This is a genomic window from Macrococcus brunensis (assembly GCF_004359615.1).
Taxonomy (GTDB): domain Bacteria; phylum Bacillota; class Bacilli; order Staphylococcales; family Staphylococcaceae; genus Macrococcus; species Macrococcus brunensis.
In genome coordinates this window covers 32,952-48,502 of sequence record NZ_SCWA01000006.1, presented here as the reverse complement: position 1 = coordinate 48,502, position 15,551 = coordinate 32,952, and the positions used below count along the sequence as shown (strand labels likewise).

Sequence of the window (15,551 nt, the reverse complement as noted above, 5' to 3'; positions counted from 1 at the left end):
TATTAAAGGATGGATTGAATGAATTCAAAACAATTACTTGAACTCGCGTTTAAAGCGTGTGACGATAAAAAAGCTGAAGAAATTATCGGTATAGATGTCAAAGAAATCAGCGGGATTACTGATTACTATGTCATCTGCCATGCCAATTCTGACCGTCAGGTGCAGGCAATCGCTAGAGAAGTGAAGCAGCAGGCAGAAGAAGCAGGAATTGATGTGGGCAAACTTGAAGGGTTTAATGAAGCACAGTGGGTACTCGTTGACTTAGATGATGTTGTCGTCCACATTTTCCACCGCGATGAGCGGAGCTACTATAACTTAGAGCGTCTGTATCGTGATGCAGAGTTCATCACTTACGAATAATGACTTACGAGGCATTTGCAGTTCTTTATGATGAACTGATGTATGATCAGCCGTATGATAAGTGGCTCGAACTGACTGTACCTTATCTGAATGGTAAGCAGTCTATACTGGATCTTGCGTGTGGCACGGGTTCATTCACGGCACTTCTGCCAAAACAGCTGGATCGTGTCGGTGTAGATCTGAGTGAGGACATGCTGACAGTGGCACAGACAAAAGACCCCTCTATTCAGTGGCTGGTGCAGGATATGACGGCACTTGAATTGGACATGACCTTTGATGTCATCACTTGTTTCTGTGACAGCATGAACTACGTGACAACAGAAGAAGACCTGAACAAACTGTTCAGCCATGTCTATATGCACCTTGAAGAAGACGGTGTTTTTCTTTTTGATGTGCATTCTGTCTGGAAGATGACGAATCTCTTTGACGGACAGACATATAGTGACGAGACAGAACATGTGACTTACCTTTGGCAGACAGAGCCCGGAGAAGAAGAGAACAGTGTCTATCACGATATGAGTTTCTTTACGCTTGAAGAAGATGGCAGATATCGTCGTTTTGATGAATCGCATTATCAGCGCACTTTTCCATTGGAATTTTATATCGAGCTGTTAGAGACGAATCAGTTTACAGTTGAAAAAGTTTTTGCGGATTTTAATACTGATAGACCGATAGAAGAAGACGCTGAAAGAATCTTTTATGTTGCACGTAAAAAATGTAAAAGATAATTTTTATTGTGACAGAAAAAATAAAATCGCAACATCTCTCCGATTATTAAGGGGAGGTGTTTTTTTGTGGAAAAAATTCAGGAACTGATTCAGACGCATAAAATGAAAATTGGAATCTGCGTTGTTGTGCTGATGGCTGTCTTATTTATTTATCAGTCGTCCTTCAAAAAATCAGTAGAGCCGCTGGAAACTCTGGCAACTGAAAAGCAGACGGTCGAAAAAGTAGTGACAACTGAAGCCCCTCAAAAAGAACTGATGGTTGACATTAAAGGGGCTGTCAAGCATCCGGGTGTCTATCCTACGCAGGAAAGTCAGCGTGTCAATGATGTCATCATGCTTGCAGTGCCGAGAGAAAATGCTGATCTTGAAGCGGTCAATCTGTCTATGCAGTTGACTGATCAGATGGTGATTTATGTCCCGTTCAAAGGAGAGGTGAAAGAAGAGAAGTTTACCATGTATCAGAATAAATCATCAACGAAAACTGATCCAGAGACCAAAGTGGTCAATATCAATACTGCAACAGAATCAGAGCTGCAGGAAATACCGGGCATAGGTCCTAAGAAAGCGGCAGACATTTTGCATTACCGTGAACAGCATGGTGGTTTTAAATCAAAAGAAGAGATGAAAGAGATAAAAGGCATCGGCGATAAAACTTATACGTCTCTTGAGCCGTTTATTGAATTGTAATTGCCAGAGACGGATTCATTCCTTACAATGAGACTATTGGAGGGATCATTGTGGAAAGAATTAAATGGCAGGATTATTTTATGGCACAGAGCCAGCTACTCGCATTACGTTCAACATGTAACAGATTAAGTGTAGGTGCGACCATCGTTAAGGATAATAGAATTATTGCGGGCGGCTACAACGGTTCTGTAGCAGGTGAAGCACACTGTACAGACGTCGGCTGTTATTTGGAAGAGGGACATTGCATCAGAACCGTCCATGCAGAGATGAACGCACTCCTGCAATGTGCAAAACTAGGTGTTTCGACGACAGGCGCTGAAATCTACGTCACACATTTTCCTTGTATTCATTGTACGAAATCCCTGATTCAAGCAGGAATCAGCAAGGTCTCCTATGCAATAGATTATAAGAATCACTCGTATGCAGTTGAGTTACTGCAAAAAGCAGGTATTCAAGTAGAGAAGATACCTTTTGATGCGAGTAAAGTAGCGGAATATTTTAAAATGATTGAATAAAAAGGAGGATACATGTGGTTTAATCTGGCTGTCGCTGCATTCTGCGGAACATTGTTTCGGTTCGCCCCGTTAAGTGCATGTATCTTATTTCTCTTAATCATCATTCACTGTTATCAAAAGCAAAGGTTAATCTATATTTTAGGTTTCACTGCCATGGGACTCTTTTTCTATTTTTATTCATACAGTGAACCTGTAGCAGATTTTGACTGGACAGACACTAAAAGAGGGACTTTGACATCGTTCCTCGTATTTACTGATGAGCAGAATATTGATGGTGATTATTTTTCCGGTGTTGCGCTCATACAAAATCAGCCGGTAAGATTCAGTTATTATATTAAGACGGAGAATGAGCAGAAGAAGCTGGTCAGCAGTATGCCTTATTTCAGGACGTGTTCAGCTTCTGTTGAACTGAGGCAGCCGCTCCCGAACACAAATGGGCTGAAGTTCGACTACGCCGAGTATTTAAAGCGGCAGAATATCCATTACCAGGCGACTGTGAAAAATATCGACTGGTCGTCCTGCAGGAAAGTAGAACTTAATATAATTGATCAGCTGAAGCTGTATCGTGTCCAGCTTGCTGATCAGATGATGATAAGCGACCGTTTTAACATGCGTTATGTGGTTGCCCTGACGCTCGGTGATACAAGGTATCTGTCAACAGATGAACTCGATAAACTGAAGGTACTAGGTATTTATCATCTTTATGCCATCAGCGGTTCTCATGTTGCTTTAATCAGTGTGCAGCTCTTCTTTCTGCTGAAACGGTTCTATATACCTCTTTACTGGTGTACAGCTGCTATGTTTTTAATTATTCCAATATATACCATACTGACCGGACTATCACCATCTGTCATCAGGTCTTCACTTTTTATACTAATTTATATGGCATTAAAAAGATATGGTATCAACCTTCTCGATGCGCTTTCTTTATCTTTTCTGCTTTTTCTTCTGGTTGAACCGACGGCTATTTTTGATATCGGTTTTCAGCTGTCCTACTTCATCTCTTTTATTTTAATTTTTACGAGCAATCTTTATCAGGACAGACGGCCTATCTCTCTGCTCGTCATAACCTGTTTGGTTTCTCAGCTCGCAAGTATTCCCATTTTGCTTATCAACTTCAACAGTTTTCAAGTCATCGGACTTCTTACCAATCTTCTTTTTATTCCTTTTTTTACAGTTGTCATGTTTCCGCTTTGTACGATTATTTTGCTATGGGTGATTCTGCTGCATACGTTGCCTGGCTGGTTTGATTATTTATTAAAAGCTGCTTTTTTCCTGAATGACTTAATGATTGATATTTACAGTCTTGTCCATCTTCCGGATATTCATATGGCGAATACGGGAGCTGAACTCTATCTTATCCTGACATTGATTATTTTCTATATTTTATTAAGACTTAAGTTTTCAGTAATCCAGTTTGTCAGCTATACAATGGCCCTGTTTTTACTCCTGTATTGTTTAAGTGTCATACAGTCGCATGAAGAAGGTGTAACTTTTATAGATGTCGGCCAGGGAGATAGTTCAATAGTGGAAAGCGGCGGGCAGATACTTGTGACAGACACAGGTGGACAGATGGAACTGCCGAAAGAGGAGTGGCAGAAACGGCGGAAAGAGAATGACGCAGTCGCATTTCATTTACATGGTGTGCTAAAAGAGAAAGGGTATCAGAAAATTGATTATCTACTGATCACACATCCTGATGCTGATCATTTTGGTGAAGCAGTGCATTTACTCCGCTTGATACATGTGGACTATTTGATACTAAATAAAGAGGCACCGGGCCATGATAAATATGACGAGCTGCTTGCTCTGGCGAAAGCAGGAGATACTGAGATTATCGATTCGAAACAGATTGATAAGATGAGAGTTGGACATGCAGTAGTTGAATTCTTTAATACAAGGGGTTCGTTCAGTGAGGAGAATGACAGCAGTATTATTTCGAGGATAACACTTGGCCGCCGTTACTTGCTGATGGCAGACGCGCCGACGGACATAGAGACTTCGTTAATAGCACAGCTATGCAGCGCCGAGATTGATGTTCTTAAAGTGGGGCACCATGGCAGTAAGACGAGTACTTCAGATGAACTGCTGGACTGTGTTCAGCCTAAATATGCCGTGATTTCAGCTGGTAGAAATAATCGTTTTGGTCATCCTCATGAGGAAGTAGTGAATAAGTTAACGGCGAGAAAAATTCATATTTTAAATACGCAGTCAGACGGAAAAATAGAATTTCTAAATACGGTCAGGACAGCGAAAAGACCATAAAAAAAAGACCGCGAGCGGTCTTTTATTTTGCTAAAAGATTAAAGATTTGAGCGATGATATAGATAGCAGCAAACGCGCCGAAACCTGTACCCATTGCAAGGAGTGAATCTTTCACGTCATTGTTTTTAGATTGCACATCATGTTCAAAATGATTCATGTTATCAACCTCCATTTAGGTTAAGTATATGATATTTATGTGAAAAAAGCTATAATGAAATTAAGATTTATCAAGGGAGTTCTTAATTTGAATGCTATTATCATCAATCATGGTGTCGTTCCGGAACTAGTGGCAGAACGAACAACTAAAATCGTCAGTGATTTACTGCCTGAACAGGATGACTTTAATTTTTCAAGATACGATCTGCTGGAGACACCTATCCAGAATATTATAGAAGACGCGATGACAATCCCATTTCTCAGTGAGCAGAAGGTCATTGTCGTCAAAAACAGTTATCTTTTTACAGGGGAGAAACCACGTGTAGCAGTCGAACATCAGCTTGATGCGCTCGCGCAATTTGTAGAACAGTTCACGGGACCGAATGTCGTCATTTTTGAAGTGAACAGCGACAAGCTGGATGAACGTAAAAAAATAGTCAAAAACATGAAAAAGCTGCATCAAGTCAATAAAATAGATGCTTTGGACGAAATGGCACTGAAGAAATGGGTCAAGCAGGAGATGAATAATCAATTTAAAGACATCAAGCAAGATGCGCTTGATGAACTGATTCAGCTGACAGGTGCCGATTATAAACTGGTATCAAATGAGATGCATAAACTGCTTCTGTATTTAGGTGATGATTCCATCATTACAAAGTCGCATGTTGAAATGATTGTCTCCCGTAGTCTGGAGCAGAATGTCTTCCTGCTGACAGATTATATTACGACTCATCGTAAGAAAGAAGCAATCGTGCTGCTGAAAGACTTGATCAGTATGAAAGAAGAACCGATTAAACTATTAGCGCTCATCAGTGGTCAGTACCGCCTTTTCTATCAGACTAAGATACTGAGTCAGAAAGGTTTCAGTGAGGCTCAGATCGCTAAGCAGCTCAAGATTCATCCATATAGAGTGAAGCTCGCCCTACGAAAAGTATCACGTCTTAACTTGAGCGATATCCTTAAAGTGATCGATAGCTGTGCTAAAACAGATTATCAGCTTAAATCGTCTTATATGGATAAGGTCTTAATTTTAGAATTATTTATTTTAGGCATATAAAAAAGCCCGCTTTCGCGGGCTTTCATTATTAGTTAGAACGCATAACTTGTGATTTTAAACGGTCAGCTTTGTTAGAGTGGATTAAGTTGCTTTTCGCAGCTTTATCAATCTTTTTAACAGCTGTGTTTACTAAATCCTGTTTGTTATCAGCGTTGTTTTCGATAGCAGCTTTCGCAGTTTTGATAGCAGAACGCATCTCATTCTTTTGAGAGATATTAGCATCTTGAGCTTTTTGACTAGTCGTCACGCGTTTAATAGCAGATTTGATGTTTGGCATGATGTCACCTCCTAAAAATATTACACCTGTGTGTTTTCATTGCAACAAGAAATATTTTATCAAAATACAGGAGGCATTGCAATCGTTATTTTAAAACTGATTGAAGTAGCCTTCTATACTTGATATAATCATAATTATTGAATAGAAAAGAAAGTTGGTTCTCTGAATGAACAATGAAGAACGTTTAAATAGACAGAATAAAATCAGGAATTTCTCGATTATTGCGCATATCGACCATGGGAAGTCGACACTTGCTGACCGTATTCTTGAAAACACGAAGACAGTAGCCTCTCGTGAGATGAAGTCACAGCTGCTGGATTCAATGGATTTAGAACGTGAGCGCGGTATCACGATTAAGCTGAACGCGGTTCAACTGAACTATACCGCTAAAGACGGTGAAACTTACATCTTTCACCTTATTGATACGCCGGGTCACGTCGATTTCACATATGAAGTTTCAAGAAGTTTAGCTGCCTGTGAAGGTGCGATTCTTGTAGTGGATGCAGCGCAGGGGATTGAAGCACAGACGTTAGCCAATGTCTACCTTGCACTGGATAATGACCTTGAACTGATTCCGGTGATCAATAAAATCGATTTACCGGCAGCAGAACCTGAACGCGTCAAGCAGGAGATAGAAGATGTCATCGGTTTAGATGCGTCTGATGCGGTACTCGCTTCAGCTAAAGCCAATATCGGTATCGATGAGATTTTAGAGCAGATTGTAGAACTTGTACCGCCGCCGACAGGTGACCCTGAAGCACCGCTGAAAGCATTGATCTTTGACAGTGCATTTGATGCATACCGTGGTGTCATCTCATCTATCCGTATCATCGACGGCACAGTTAAAGCTGGCGATAAAATCCGTATGATGGCGACCGGCAAAGATTTTGAAGTAGTTGAAGTAGGCATCAACACACCGAAACAGATGCCAGTCAGTGAACTGACAGTCGGGGACGTAGGCTATATCACAGCATCTATTAAAAATGTCGGTGATTCACGTGTGGGTGATACGATTACCCTTGCGAACAACCCTGCTGCAGAACCCCTGCAAGGTTATAAAAAGATGAATCCGATGGTCTTCTGTGGTATCTATCCAATCGATACGAGTAAATACAACGATTTACGAGAAGCACTTGAAAAACTACAGCTTAACGATGCTTCCCTTGAATTTGAGGCAGAAACGTCACAGGCACTTGGTTTTGGTTTCCGTGTCGGCTTCCTTGGACTTCTTCACATGGAGATTATTCAGGAACGGATTGAACGTGAATTCGGTATTGAACTGATTGCAACAGCCCCTTCTGTTATTTATAAATGTATGATGACGGATGGCAGCGAAGTGATTGTTGACAATCCTTCTAAAATGCCTGACCCTCAGAAGATTGAGCACATTTATGAACCTTATGTAAAAGCGAGTATCATGGTGCCTAATGACTATGTCGGCGCAGTAATGGAGCTCTGTCAGAAGAAGCGGGGTAACTTTAAGACGATGGATTACCTCGATGACATTCGTGTCAATATCATCTATGAACTGCCGTTATCTGAAATTGTCTTTGATTTCTTCGATCAGCTGAAATCTAATACAAAAGGCTATGCCTCGTTTGACTATGAACTGATCGGCTATCAGGAAAGCCGCCTTGTTAAGATGGATATTTTATTGAATGGTGATACAGTCGATGCGCTGAGCTTTATTGTTCACCGTGATTTCGCTTATGACCGTGGTAAAGTCATCGTAGAGAAATTGAAGACCCTTATTCCACGTCAGCAGTTCGAAGTACCGGTACAGGCTGCAATCGGCCAGAAAATTATTGCACGTACGAACATTAAATCAATCGGTAAGAATGTCCTCGCTAAATGTTATGGTGGTGACATCAGCCGTAAGCGTAAATTGCTGGAAAAACAAAAAGCAGGTAAAGCGAAGATGAAATCTGTCGGTTCTGTTGAAATCCCGCAGGAAGCATTCCTTGCTGTACTGAAAATGGACGAAGAATAAAAGTGGCGATAGCCACTTTTTTTCGTGAAAGGAGCTATGATGACCAGTCTTTATATCCACATCCCGTTCTGTAACCGCATCTGTACATATTGTGACTTTAATAAGTTTCTGATTAAGAATCAGCCGGTGGACCAGTATATCGATTGTCTGATCAAAGAACTTAAAGAAATATCCAAAGATATCGATACTTTATTTATCGGAGGGGGTACGCCGACTGCACTGAATGAAGAACAGCTGGAACGACTGCTCGGCTTCATCTCTCGGCATTTTAAGATTAAGCGTGAGTTCTCGATGGAAGCAAATCCTGATGAACTTACAAGAGAGAAGATTCTGATCATGAAACGTTATCATGTTAATCGACTCAGTCTCGGTGTTCAGACATTTGATAATGAACTACTGAAGCTGCTCGGACGGACACACGTTGAGAGTGACATCAAAAAAGCAGTCGATACTGCTAAATCAGCCGGTATCGAGTCTGTCAGCATCGATCTGATGTATCATCTGCCGACACAGACACTTCAGCAGGTAAAGGATGATTTAGAGCATGCCCTTGCACTTGATATCGATCATATCTCGAGTTATTCACTGATACTTGAACCGAAGACCCAGTTTTATAACCAGTATCGTAAAGGCATGCTGCAGCTGCCGGACGAAACACTTGCTGCTGAAATGTACGATTATACGATTGAACGGCTAGCCCAGTCTGACTTTAAACAATATGAGATTTCAAACTTTGCAAAAGAAGGTCATGAGTCTGAACACAATAAAGTTTACTGGCAGAACAAAGAGTATTATGGTGCCGGTGCTGGCAGTCATGGTTATGTCAACGGCAGTCGTTACTATAACGTTGCGCCTGTCCCGCATTACATTAAAGCGATGCAAAAAGGAGATGCGGTTAAAGAGACGCATCAAGTGACACAGGAAGAATCCATGGAAGAATTCATGTTCCTCGGGCTCCGGATGAACGAAGGGGTATCAAGAGCTGACTTCTTTAAGCGTTACGGTATCCAGATTGATGATATATTTGGTGATGCGCTGGCGCAGCTGGAAAGAAGCGGTCACCTTAAGCTGCAGGATGACAAAATCATGATGACACCTGAAGGACGCATGGTCGGCAATGATGTATTTGAACAGTTTCTACTTTCTATTTAGAAAGTAGATTTTTTTCATATCTTAGCTGAAGGGTTTTACATTGACATACTTTGACCAATTTGATAAATTATTATTAGCACTTCAGATACAAGAGTGCTAAAGAGGTGAAACATGCTCACGAATAGACAAAAGACTTTATTGAACACATTAGTTGAAGATTTTGTTGAAAGTGGTGTGCCTGTAGGTTCACATACACTGATGAATAAGCACCAGCTCGCTATCAGTTCAGCGACTATCCGTGCTGAAATGAAGAAGCTGGAAGAGCAGGGATTCATTGAGAAGACCCATATCTCTTCTGGTCGTATCCCTTCAATAGAAGGATATAAACATTACATCAGCACATTACAGACTGAACATGATGCAAGTGCAGTCAGTCATGAAAATTTTGATGAACTCGCAGATAAACTGGCTGCTGATACGCATTATTTTTCTGTTGTGACCGGCTACTATAAAGCCAGGAAAATAGAAGCCATACACCTGGCTACTGTCGCGCATTCTTTACTTATCATATTCATTTACAGTGATGGTGAAGTTGAGCATGAACAGCTTGGATGGCAGAGCCCTTTATCAATGGAAGAACTGCTTGAACTCAATCAGTATTTTAATGCCATGATTCATCATGAGAATACTACTTATACACCACTTAACAAGCAGCTTGTATCGATGATTAATCATTATGTCAACAGAAGACTTAAAAAGCCTGACCCGGTTATATATAAGGCAGGACAGGAGTTTCTGTTTGATGCGGTTCCACAGGACTTGGACGGCGTACGGGACTTACTGTCTTACATTGAATCGGATACGTTCATCTACAAGCTTATTAGTATGAATGACGATTTGATTAATGTTAAGATAGGACAGGAAATCGATGATAGTCTCAATCATGTCTCACTTGTCACTAAACCTGTTCAGACAGAAGACATAGATGGACGGGTTGCTGTAGTCGGACCTATTATGATGAGCTATCGCAAAGTTTTTGAGGGACTTAGCGCACTCTAAGGAGGATATTTGAATGACGGAAGAGAAAAACGTCCAGGAAGAAACAGTTCCTGAAGAAGAAGTAACTGCTGAAGCGCCTGTCGACACGACGCCCATCGATGTTGACGGTGATGGTCTGGAGCAAAAGGTAGCAGATCTGGAAGAAGCACTCGCAGCCAGTGAAGAAAAATATTTAAGATTATACGCTGAGTTTGAAAATTATAAAAAACGCACGCGTACTGAATTAGAAACAGAAAAAACGTATCGTTCTCAGGCCGTGCTGCGTGATGTCATTCCGACGCTCGATAATATTGAGCGTGCACTCGGTCAGAAGAGTGAAGATGAAACACTGATCAAAGGTGTGCAGATGGTTTATGACAACTTAGTCAGTGCGTTGAAAGAGCACGGACTTGAATTAATTGAAGCTCAGGATCAGCCATTTGACCCGAACTTCCATCAGGCAGTCATGCAGGAGAAAGATGATACTAAAGAATCAGGCATCGTGCTTGATGAATTACAAAAAGGCTATAAATTAAAAGAACGTGTCTTAAGACCCTCAATGGTTAAAGTCAACGAATAATATAAACTGGAGGAATTCTAAATGAGTAAAGTAATTGGTATTGACTTAGGAACAACAAATTCATGTGTAGCTGTACTTGAAGGCGGAGAACCAAAAGTAATCGCTAACCCAGAAGGTAACCGTACAACACCATCTGTTGTCGCATTCAAAAACGGTGAAACTCAGATCGGTGAAGTAGCGAAACGTCAGGCGATCACTAATCCTAATACAATCATCTCTATTAAACGTGAGATGGGTACAGATCATAAAGTTGAAGTAGAAGGTAAACAGTATTCACCACAGGAAATTTCAGCTATGATTCTTCAGAACTTAAAAGCAACAGCTGAAGCATACCTCGGTGAAACAGTTTCTAAAGCGGTTATTACAGTACCTGCATACTTCAACGACGCTGAGCGTCAAGCAACTAAAGACGCTGGTAAAATTGCTGGTTTAGAAGTAGAACGTATTATCAATGAACCTACAGCAGCAGCACTTGCCTACGGTTTAGATAAAACAGATAAAGACCAGAAAATCCTTGTCTTTGACTTAGGTGGCGGTACTTTTGACGTTTCTATTCTTGAACTCGGTGATGGCGTATTCGAAGTACTTTCTACAGCGGGTGATAACAGACTCGGGGGGGATGACTTTGACCAGGTGATCATTGACTTCTTAGTAGAAGAGTTCAAAAAAGAGAACGGCTTAGATTTATCAAAAGATAAAATGGCTATGCAACGTCTGAAAGACGCAGCTGAAAAAGCGAAAAAAGACTTATCAGGTGTATCTTCTACACAGATTTCATTACCGTTCATCTCAGCAGGAGAAGCAGGTCCACTTCACTTAGAAGTGACATTATCTCGTGCTAAATTTGAAGACTTATCTCGTAACTTAGTAGAAAAAACAATGGGACCTACTCGTCAGGCATTAAAAGATGCTTCATTATCAGCGTCTGATATCGACGAAGTCATCCTTGTCGGTGGTTCTACACGTATTCCAGCTGTTCAGGAAGCAATTAAAAAAGAATTAAATAAAGAACCTAATAAAGGTGTTAACCCGGATGAAGTAGTAGCAATGGGTGCTGCTATTCAAGGCGGCGTCATCACTGGTGACGTTAAAGATATCGTGCTTCTTGACGTAACACCGTTATCACTCGGTATCGAAACAATGGGCGGTGTGTCTACTGTTCTGATTGAACGTAACACAACAATCCCGACTTCAAAATCACAAGTATTCTCTACAGCTGCTGACAACCAGCCGGCAGTAGATGTACACGTTCTGCAAGGTGAACGTCAGATGGCTGCGGACAATAAAACTTTAGGACGCTTCCAGTTAACAGACATTCCACCAGCACCACGCGGCGTACCTCAAATCCAAGTTACATTTGATATCGACAAAAACGGTATCGTTAATGTTACAGCTAAAGATTTAGGTACTCAAAAAGAACAAAAAATCACGATTCAGTCTTCTTCAGCATTATCAGATGAAGAAATCGATCGTATGGTGAAAGATGCAGAAGCTAATGCAGAAGCAGATAAAAAACGCCGTGAAGAAATTGATACTCGTAACGAAGCAGACCAATTAGTCTTCACTGTAGAAAAAACATTAAAAGACCTTGAAGGAAAAGTAGACGATGCTGAGAAAGAAAAAGCAGAAGCTGCGAAAGAAGAACTCAAAAAAGCCCTTGAAGGTAATGATATCGAAGACATCAAAACGAAAAAAGATGTACTGAATGAAATCGTTCAAGCTTTATCTATGAAGCTTTACGAACAAATGGCACAGGAACAGCAGGCAGAGGGCGGAGCAGCACCTCAGGATGATGTTGTAGATGCTGATTTCACAGAAGTTAAAGACGACGATAAAAAATAATAGCTGTTTCTAAAAAGTCAAAGTCAATTTATTGGCTTTGACTTTTTCTTTGACGGCAGAAAAGGAGAATGGCGAGTGGCAAAAAGAGATTATTACGAAGTGCTGGGATTATCAAAAGGCGCTTCAAAAGACGAAATTAAAAAAGCATACCGAAAACTTTCTAAAAAATATCATCCGGATATCAATAAAGAAGAAGGCGCAGATGAAAAGTTCAAGGAACTATCAGAAGCTTATGAAGTATTAAGTGATGATCAGAAAAAAGCGCAGTATGACCAGTTCGGTCATGCAGGCATGGGTCAAGGCGCCGGTTTCGGTGGCGCGGACTTCGGTGGCGGCTTTGGCGGATTTGAAGATATTTTCAGTTCATTTTTCGGCGGCGGCGCAAGACGTGATCCAAACGCTCCAAGAAAAGGGAATGACCTGCAGTATCAGATGGATATTGATTTTGAGGATGCTGTTTTCGGTGCAAACAAAGAAATTAAGGTTCGTAAAGAAGTTGAATGTGATACGTGTGACGGTACCGGTGCGAAACCAGGCACTGAAGTTAAACGCTGTTCGACTTGTCACGGACGTGGACAGGTCGGCGTAGAACAGGAGACACCATTTGGCCGTATTCGTACAGAACGCCCTTGTCCGGACTGTAACGGTACAGGTAAAGAGTTTGAAGAAAAATGTTCGGACTGCCGCGGTACAGGTGTAAAAGTAAAAGACGTCACTATAGATGTCACTGTTCCGGCAGGTGTTGATAATGGTCAGCAGATTCGTATAGCTGGACATGGTGAACCGGGTGTCAACGGTGGACCAGCGGGTGATCTCTATATGGTCTTCCGCGTATCTGACCATCCTGATTTTGAACGTGACGGCGATGATATCTTCTATAATCTTAAACTGTCATTCGCACAGGCGGCACTCGGTGATGAAATAGAAGTACCGACATTAGATAGCCGTGTCAAGCTGACAATTCCTTCTGGCACACAGACAGGTAAACGATTCCGTCTGAAAGATAAAGGCGTTCAAAATGTTCACGGATATGGTAAAGGTGATCTTTACGTCACAGTGACCGTTGTCACACCAACTAAAATGACAGACCATCAGATTGAATTACTGCGTGAATTCGCTGAAATTGATGGTGAAGAACTGAATGAACAAAATGATAATTTCTTCGAAAAAACACGACGCTTCTTTAGAGGAGAGTAAAAATGGATTACAAAGAAATCACATTGATGATCAATCATGAAGTAGAACCTTTTATAGCAGAAATTCTAAATGAATTAGGTGCAAATGGTGTCGTCATTGAGGATAGCCTTGAATTGCAAAAGGGACGTATCGAAACGTTTGGTGAAATCTATGAGCTGAATCCAGCAGACTATCCGGAAAAAGATGTCCGCGTCAAGTGCTATTACAGTGAATATGATTACAAAGATGAACTACTGAGTGATATTGAAGAAGCTGTGAAGTCCTTACAGGATGTTGAAGTGACACGTTTTGAAATAGAGACTGCCGATATTAAGGACGAGGACTGGGAAAATGAATGGAAGAACCATTTTCACGCGTTCAAGGCGTCTGAACGTTTTACTGTGGTGCCAAGCTGGGAAGACTACCAGCCGGAAAGTGATGAAGAAGTCATTCATTTAGATCCGGGTATGGCATTTGGTACAGGTGATCATGCAACGACTTCCATGTGTCTGCGTCTGGTTGAAGAATATGTGAAACCGGGTATGTCTGTCATCGATGTCGGTACAGGTTCAGGAATTTTAAGTATTGCGGCACATCGTATGGGTGCTGCGCCTATCCGTGCAGTCGATCTCGATAAAGTTGCAGTGAGAGTCGCTGAGGAGAACTTTGCAATCAATCATTGTGCCGAAGCGATTGAGACAGATACAGGCAATCTTCTGGTCGGTGAAACAGAAAAACGTGATGTGGTTATCGCCAACATCCTCGCGCATATCGTGGATTTAATGGTTGATGACGCCTTTTATCTTTTAAATGATAAAGGACTGTTTATCGCTTCAGGCATCATCGATGAAAAAGAACAGATGATTACAGATCACATGCTTGAAGCAGGGTTTACAATTAAAACGATTACGCGCGAAAAAGGCTGGGTAGCCATCCTGGCTGAGAAGGTCTAGTCATGCAGCGTTATTTTCTTAATGAATCAGCTGAAATAGGTAGCACGGCCGTAATTGACACAAAAGAAGATGTTCACCATATTAAAAATGTCATGAGACAGCAGCCGGGTGACGCACTGATTATTAATTTCACCAATGGAACTTATCAGGTGACGATTGATGAGATGTCCGACAAAGTGCTTGTCCGTGTAACAGAAGCGCTTGAACTGAATACAGAGCTCCCTGTTCATATCACGATAGCGAGTGGTCTGCTGAAGAATGATAAATATGAATGGATGCTGCAAAAAGCGACAGAACTAGGCGCTAGTCAGTTTATGCCGTTTCAAGGCGAATTTTCTGTCGTTAAATGGGATAACAAAAAAGCGGATAAAAAGCTTGAACGTTTCCGTAAAATCATCAAAGAAGCGGCAGAGCAGAGCTATCGGCAGCAGCTGCCCGTTATTAAATTCACTAATCATCTAAGAGAGTTAAACGGTCAGTTTGATCACGTCATCATCGCATACGAGGAAAGTGCGAAGAATCAAGAACAGCGGGCGTTTCAGCAGGCTATCAAAAATTTTAATAAAGGCGATCGTGTGCTTCTGGTCTTTGGTCCTGAGGGTGGACTCAGCACAAAAGAAATTGAGATGGTTGACGGAATTACCGCAGGACTCGGACCGCGTATTCTGCGGGCTGAAACAGCACCGCTTTACGCATTATCCGCAATCAGTTATCATATGGAATTGCTGGGCTAAAGACAGGATTCAGTTGAATCCTGTCTTTTATCGTATCAGCCACTTGATTTTAAGATAAGAAAAATAGTAAAATGTTAAGGTTATCGAAAAGCCGAGTGATA

General features: G+C 41.3%; 16 protein-coding genes. 14 read left to right on the top strand and 2 right to left on the bottom strand.

What is annotated here, in order from left to right:
- Window positions 1-18 precede the first annotated feature (18 nt).
- From rsfS to ERX27_RS04480, 5 genes are all read left to right on the top strand, one after another.
- Entirely contained in the window at window positions 19-360 is a 342-nt protein-coding gene (rsfS, locus tag ERX27_RS04500) for a ribosome silencing factor (RefSeq protein ID WP_133431642.1), read from the top strand.
- A complete protein-coding gene (locus ERX27_RS04495; protein ID WP_243715865.1) occupies window positions 360-1,088 on the top strand; it encodes a class I SAM-dependent DNA methyltransferase in 729 nt (242 codons plus the stop codon). Before rsfS ends, ERX27_RS04495 begins: the two co-directional genes overlap by 1 nt.
- A gap of 66 nt (window positions 1,089-1,154) precedes the next feature.
- Window positions 1,155-1,775 carry a helix-hairpin-helix domain-containing protein gene (locus tag ERX27_RS04490; RefSeq protein ID WP_133431640.1) on the top strand — a complete coding sequence of 207 codons (621 nt, stop codon included), beginning with the start codon at window positions 1,155-1,157 and terminating at the stop codon, window positions 1,773-1,775.
- 50 nt (window positions 1,776-1,825) lie between these two features.
- On the top strand, window positions 1,826-2,290 hold the full coding sequence (locus tag ERX27_RS04485) for a ComE operon protein 2 (protein ID WP_133431639.1): 465 nt from the start codon (window positions 1,826-1,828) through the stop codon (window positions 2,288-2,290).
- A gap of 12 nt (window positions 2,291-2,302) precedes the next feature.
- Window positions 2,303-4,555, top strand: a complete 2,253-nt coding sequence (locus ERX27_RS04480; RefSeq protein ID WP_133431638.1) for a DNA internalization-related competence protein ComEC/Rec2 — start codon at window positions 2,303-2,305, stop codon at window positions 4,553-4,555.
- Window positions 4,556-4,577: 22 nt separating this feature from the next.
- Here the strand turns inward: ERX27_RS04480 and ERX27_RS04475 are convergent, their stop codons facing one another.
- Complete coding sequence (locus ERX27_RS04475; protein ID WP_133431637.1) at window positions 4,578-4,712, bottom strand: YqzM family protein; 135 nt, start codon at window positions 4,710-4,712, stop codon at window positions 4,578-4,580.
- 87 nt (window positions 4,713-4,799) lie between these two features.
- Between ERX27_RS04475 and holA the strand changes: the two genes are divergently transcribed.
- Window positions 4,800-5,768 carry a DNA polymerase III subunit delta gene (holA, locus tag ERX27_RS04470; protein WP_424960608.1) on the top strand — a complete coding sequence of 323 codons (969 nt, stop codon included), beginning with the start codon at window positions 4,800-4,802 and terminating at the stop codon, window positions 5,766-5,768.
- A 28-nt stretch (window positions 5,769-5,796) separates the two neighbouring features.
- Here holA and rpsT read toward each other — a convergent pair whose 3' ends face one another.
- Window positions 5,797-6,045 carry a 30S ribosomal protein S20 gene (gene rpsT, locus ERX27_RS04465; protein WP_133431635.1) on the bottom strand — a complete coding sequence of 83 codons (249 nt, stop codon included), beginning with the start codon at window positions 6,043-6,045 and terminating at the stop codon, window positions 5,797-5,799.
- A 166-nt stretch (window positions 6,046-6,211) separates the two neighbouring features.
- On the opposite strand from rpsT, the gene lepA reads away from it, so the two are divergent.
- The 8 genes from lepA (at window position 6,212) to ERX27_RS04425 (ending at window position 15,450) form a co-directional block, all read left to right on the top strand.
- Window positions 6,212-8,035, top strand: coding sequence for a translation elongation factor 4 (gene lepA / locus ERX27_RS04460; protein WP_133431634.1), 1,824 nt, complete (start codon window positions 6,212-6,214; stop codon window positions 8,033-8,035).
- A 36-nt stretch (window positions 8,036-8,071) separates the two neighbouring features.
- Window positions 8,072-9,187: a radical SAM family heme chaperone HemW gene (gene hemW, locus ERX27_RS04455; RefSeq protein ID WP_243715864.1), complete on the top strand. Its 1,116-nt coding sequence runs from the start codon at window positions 8,072-8,074 to the stop codon at window positions 9,185-9,187.
- Between the two features lie 111 nt (window positions 9,188-9,298).
- On the top strand, window positions 9,299-10,186 hold the full coding sequence (locus tag ERX27_RS04450; RefSeq protein WP_133431632.1) for a hypothetical protein: 888 nt from the start codon (window positions 9,299-9,301) through the stop codon (window positions 10,184-10,186).
- A gap of 13 nt (window positions 10,187-10,199) precedes the next feature.
- Window positions 10,200-10,745 (top strand): nucleotide exchange factor GrpE, encoded by a 546-nt coding sequence (gene grpE / locus ERX27_RS04445; protein ID WP_133431631.1) that lies wholly within the window; start codon window positions 10,200-10,202, stop codon window positions 10,743-10,745.
- Between the two features lie 21 nt (window positions 10,746-10,766).
- Window positions 10,767-12,587, top strand: coding sequence for a molecular chaperone DnaK (dnaK, locus tag ERX27_RS04440; protein ID WP_133431630.1), 1,821 nt, complete (start codon window positions 10,767-10,769; stop codon window positions 12,585-12,587).
- 75 nt (window positions 12,588-12,662) lie between these two features.
- Window positions 12,663-13,784, top strand: coding sequence for a molecular chaperone DnaJ (gene dnaJ / locus ERX27_RS04435; protein ID WP_133431629.1), 1,122 nt, complete (start codon window positions 12,663-12,665; stop codon window positions 13,782-13,784).
- 2 nt (window positions 13,785-13,786) lie between these two features.
- A complete protein-coding gene (prmA, locus tag ERX27_RS04430; protein WP_133431628.1) occupies window positions 13,787-14,716 on the top strand; it encodes a 50S ribosomal protein L11 methyltransferase in 930 nt (309 codons plus the stop codon).
- 2 nt (window positions 14,717-14,718) lie between these two features.
- The gene (locus ERX27_RS04425) at window positions 14,719-15,450 is read left to right on the top strand and encodes a 16S rRNA (uracil(1498)-N(3))-methyltransferase (protein ID WP_133431627.1); all 732 of its coding nucleotides are present in this window, start codon (window positions 14,719-14,721) and stop codon (window positions 15,448-15,450) included.
- Window positions 15,451-15,551 lie beyond the last annotated feature (101 nt).

Bases quoted from the DNA above. Each gene is read 5' to 3' on its own strand.
- rsfS (WP_133431642.1), top strand. From the start codon at position 19: ATGAATTCAAAACAATTACTTGAACTCGCGTTTAAAGCGTGTGACGAT.
- ERX27_RS04495 (WP_243715865.1), top strand. From the start codon at position 360: ATGACTTACGAGGCATTTGCAGTTCTTTATGATGAACTGATGTATGAT.
- ERX27_RS04480 (WP_133431638.1), top strand. From the start codon at position 2,303: ATGTGGTTTAATCTGGCTGTCGCTGCATTCTGCGGAACATTGTTTCGG.
- ERX27_RS04475 (WP_133431637.1), bottom strand. From the start codon at position 4,712: ATGAATCATTTTGAACATGATGTGCAATCTAAAAACAATGACGTGAAA.
- rpsT (WP_133431635.1), bottom strand. From the start codon at position 6,045: ATGCCAAACATCAAATCTGCTATTAAACGCGTGACGACTAGTCAAAAA.
- lepA (WP_133431634.1), top strand. From the start codon at position 6,212: ATGAACAATGAAGAACGTTTAAATAGACAGAATAAAATCAGGAATTTC.
- hemW (WP_243715864.1), top strand. From the start codon at position 8,072: ATGATGACCAGTCTTTATATCCACATCCCGTTCTGTAACCGCATCTGT.
- ERX27_RS04450 (WP_133431632.1), top strand. From the start codon at position 9,299: ATGCTCACGAATAGACAAAAGACTTTATTGAACACATTAGTTGAAGAT.
- grpE (WP_133431631.1), top strand. From the start codon at position 10,200: ATGACGGAAGAGAAAAACGTCCAGGAAGAAACAGTTCCTGAAGAAGAA.
- dnaK (WP_133431630.1), top strand. From the start codon at position 10,767: ATGAGTAAAGTAATTGGTATTGACTTAGGAACAACAAATTCATGTGTA.
- prmA (WP_133431628.1), top strand. From the start codon at position 13,787: ATGGATTACAAAGAAATCACATTGATGATCAATCATGAAGTAGAACCT.
- ERX27_RS04425 (WP_133431627.1), top strand. From the start codon at position 14,719: ATGCAGCGTTATTTTCTTAATGAATCAGCTGAAATAGGTAGCACGGCC.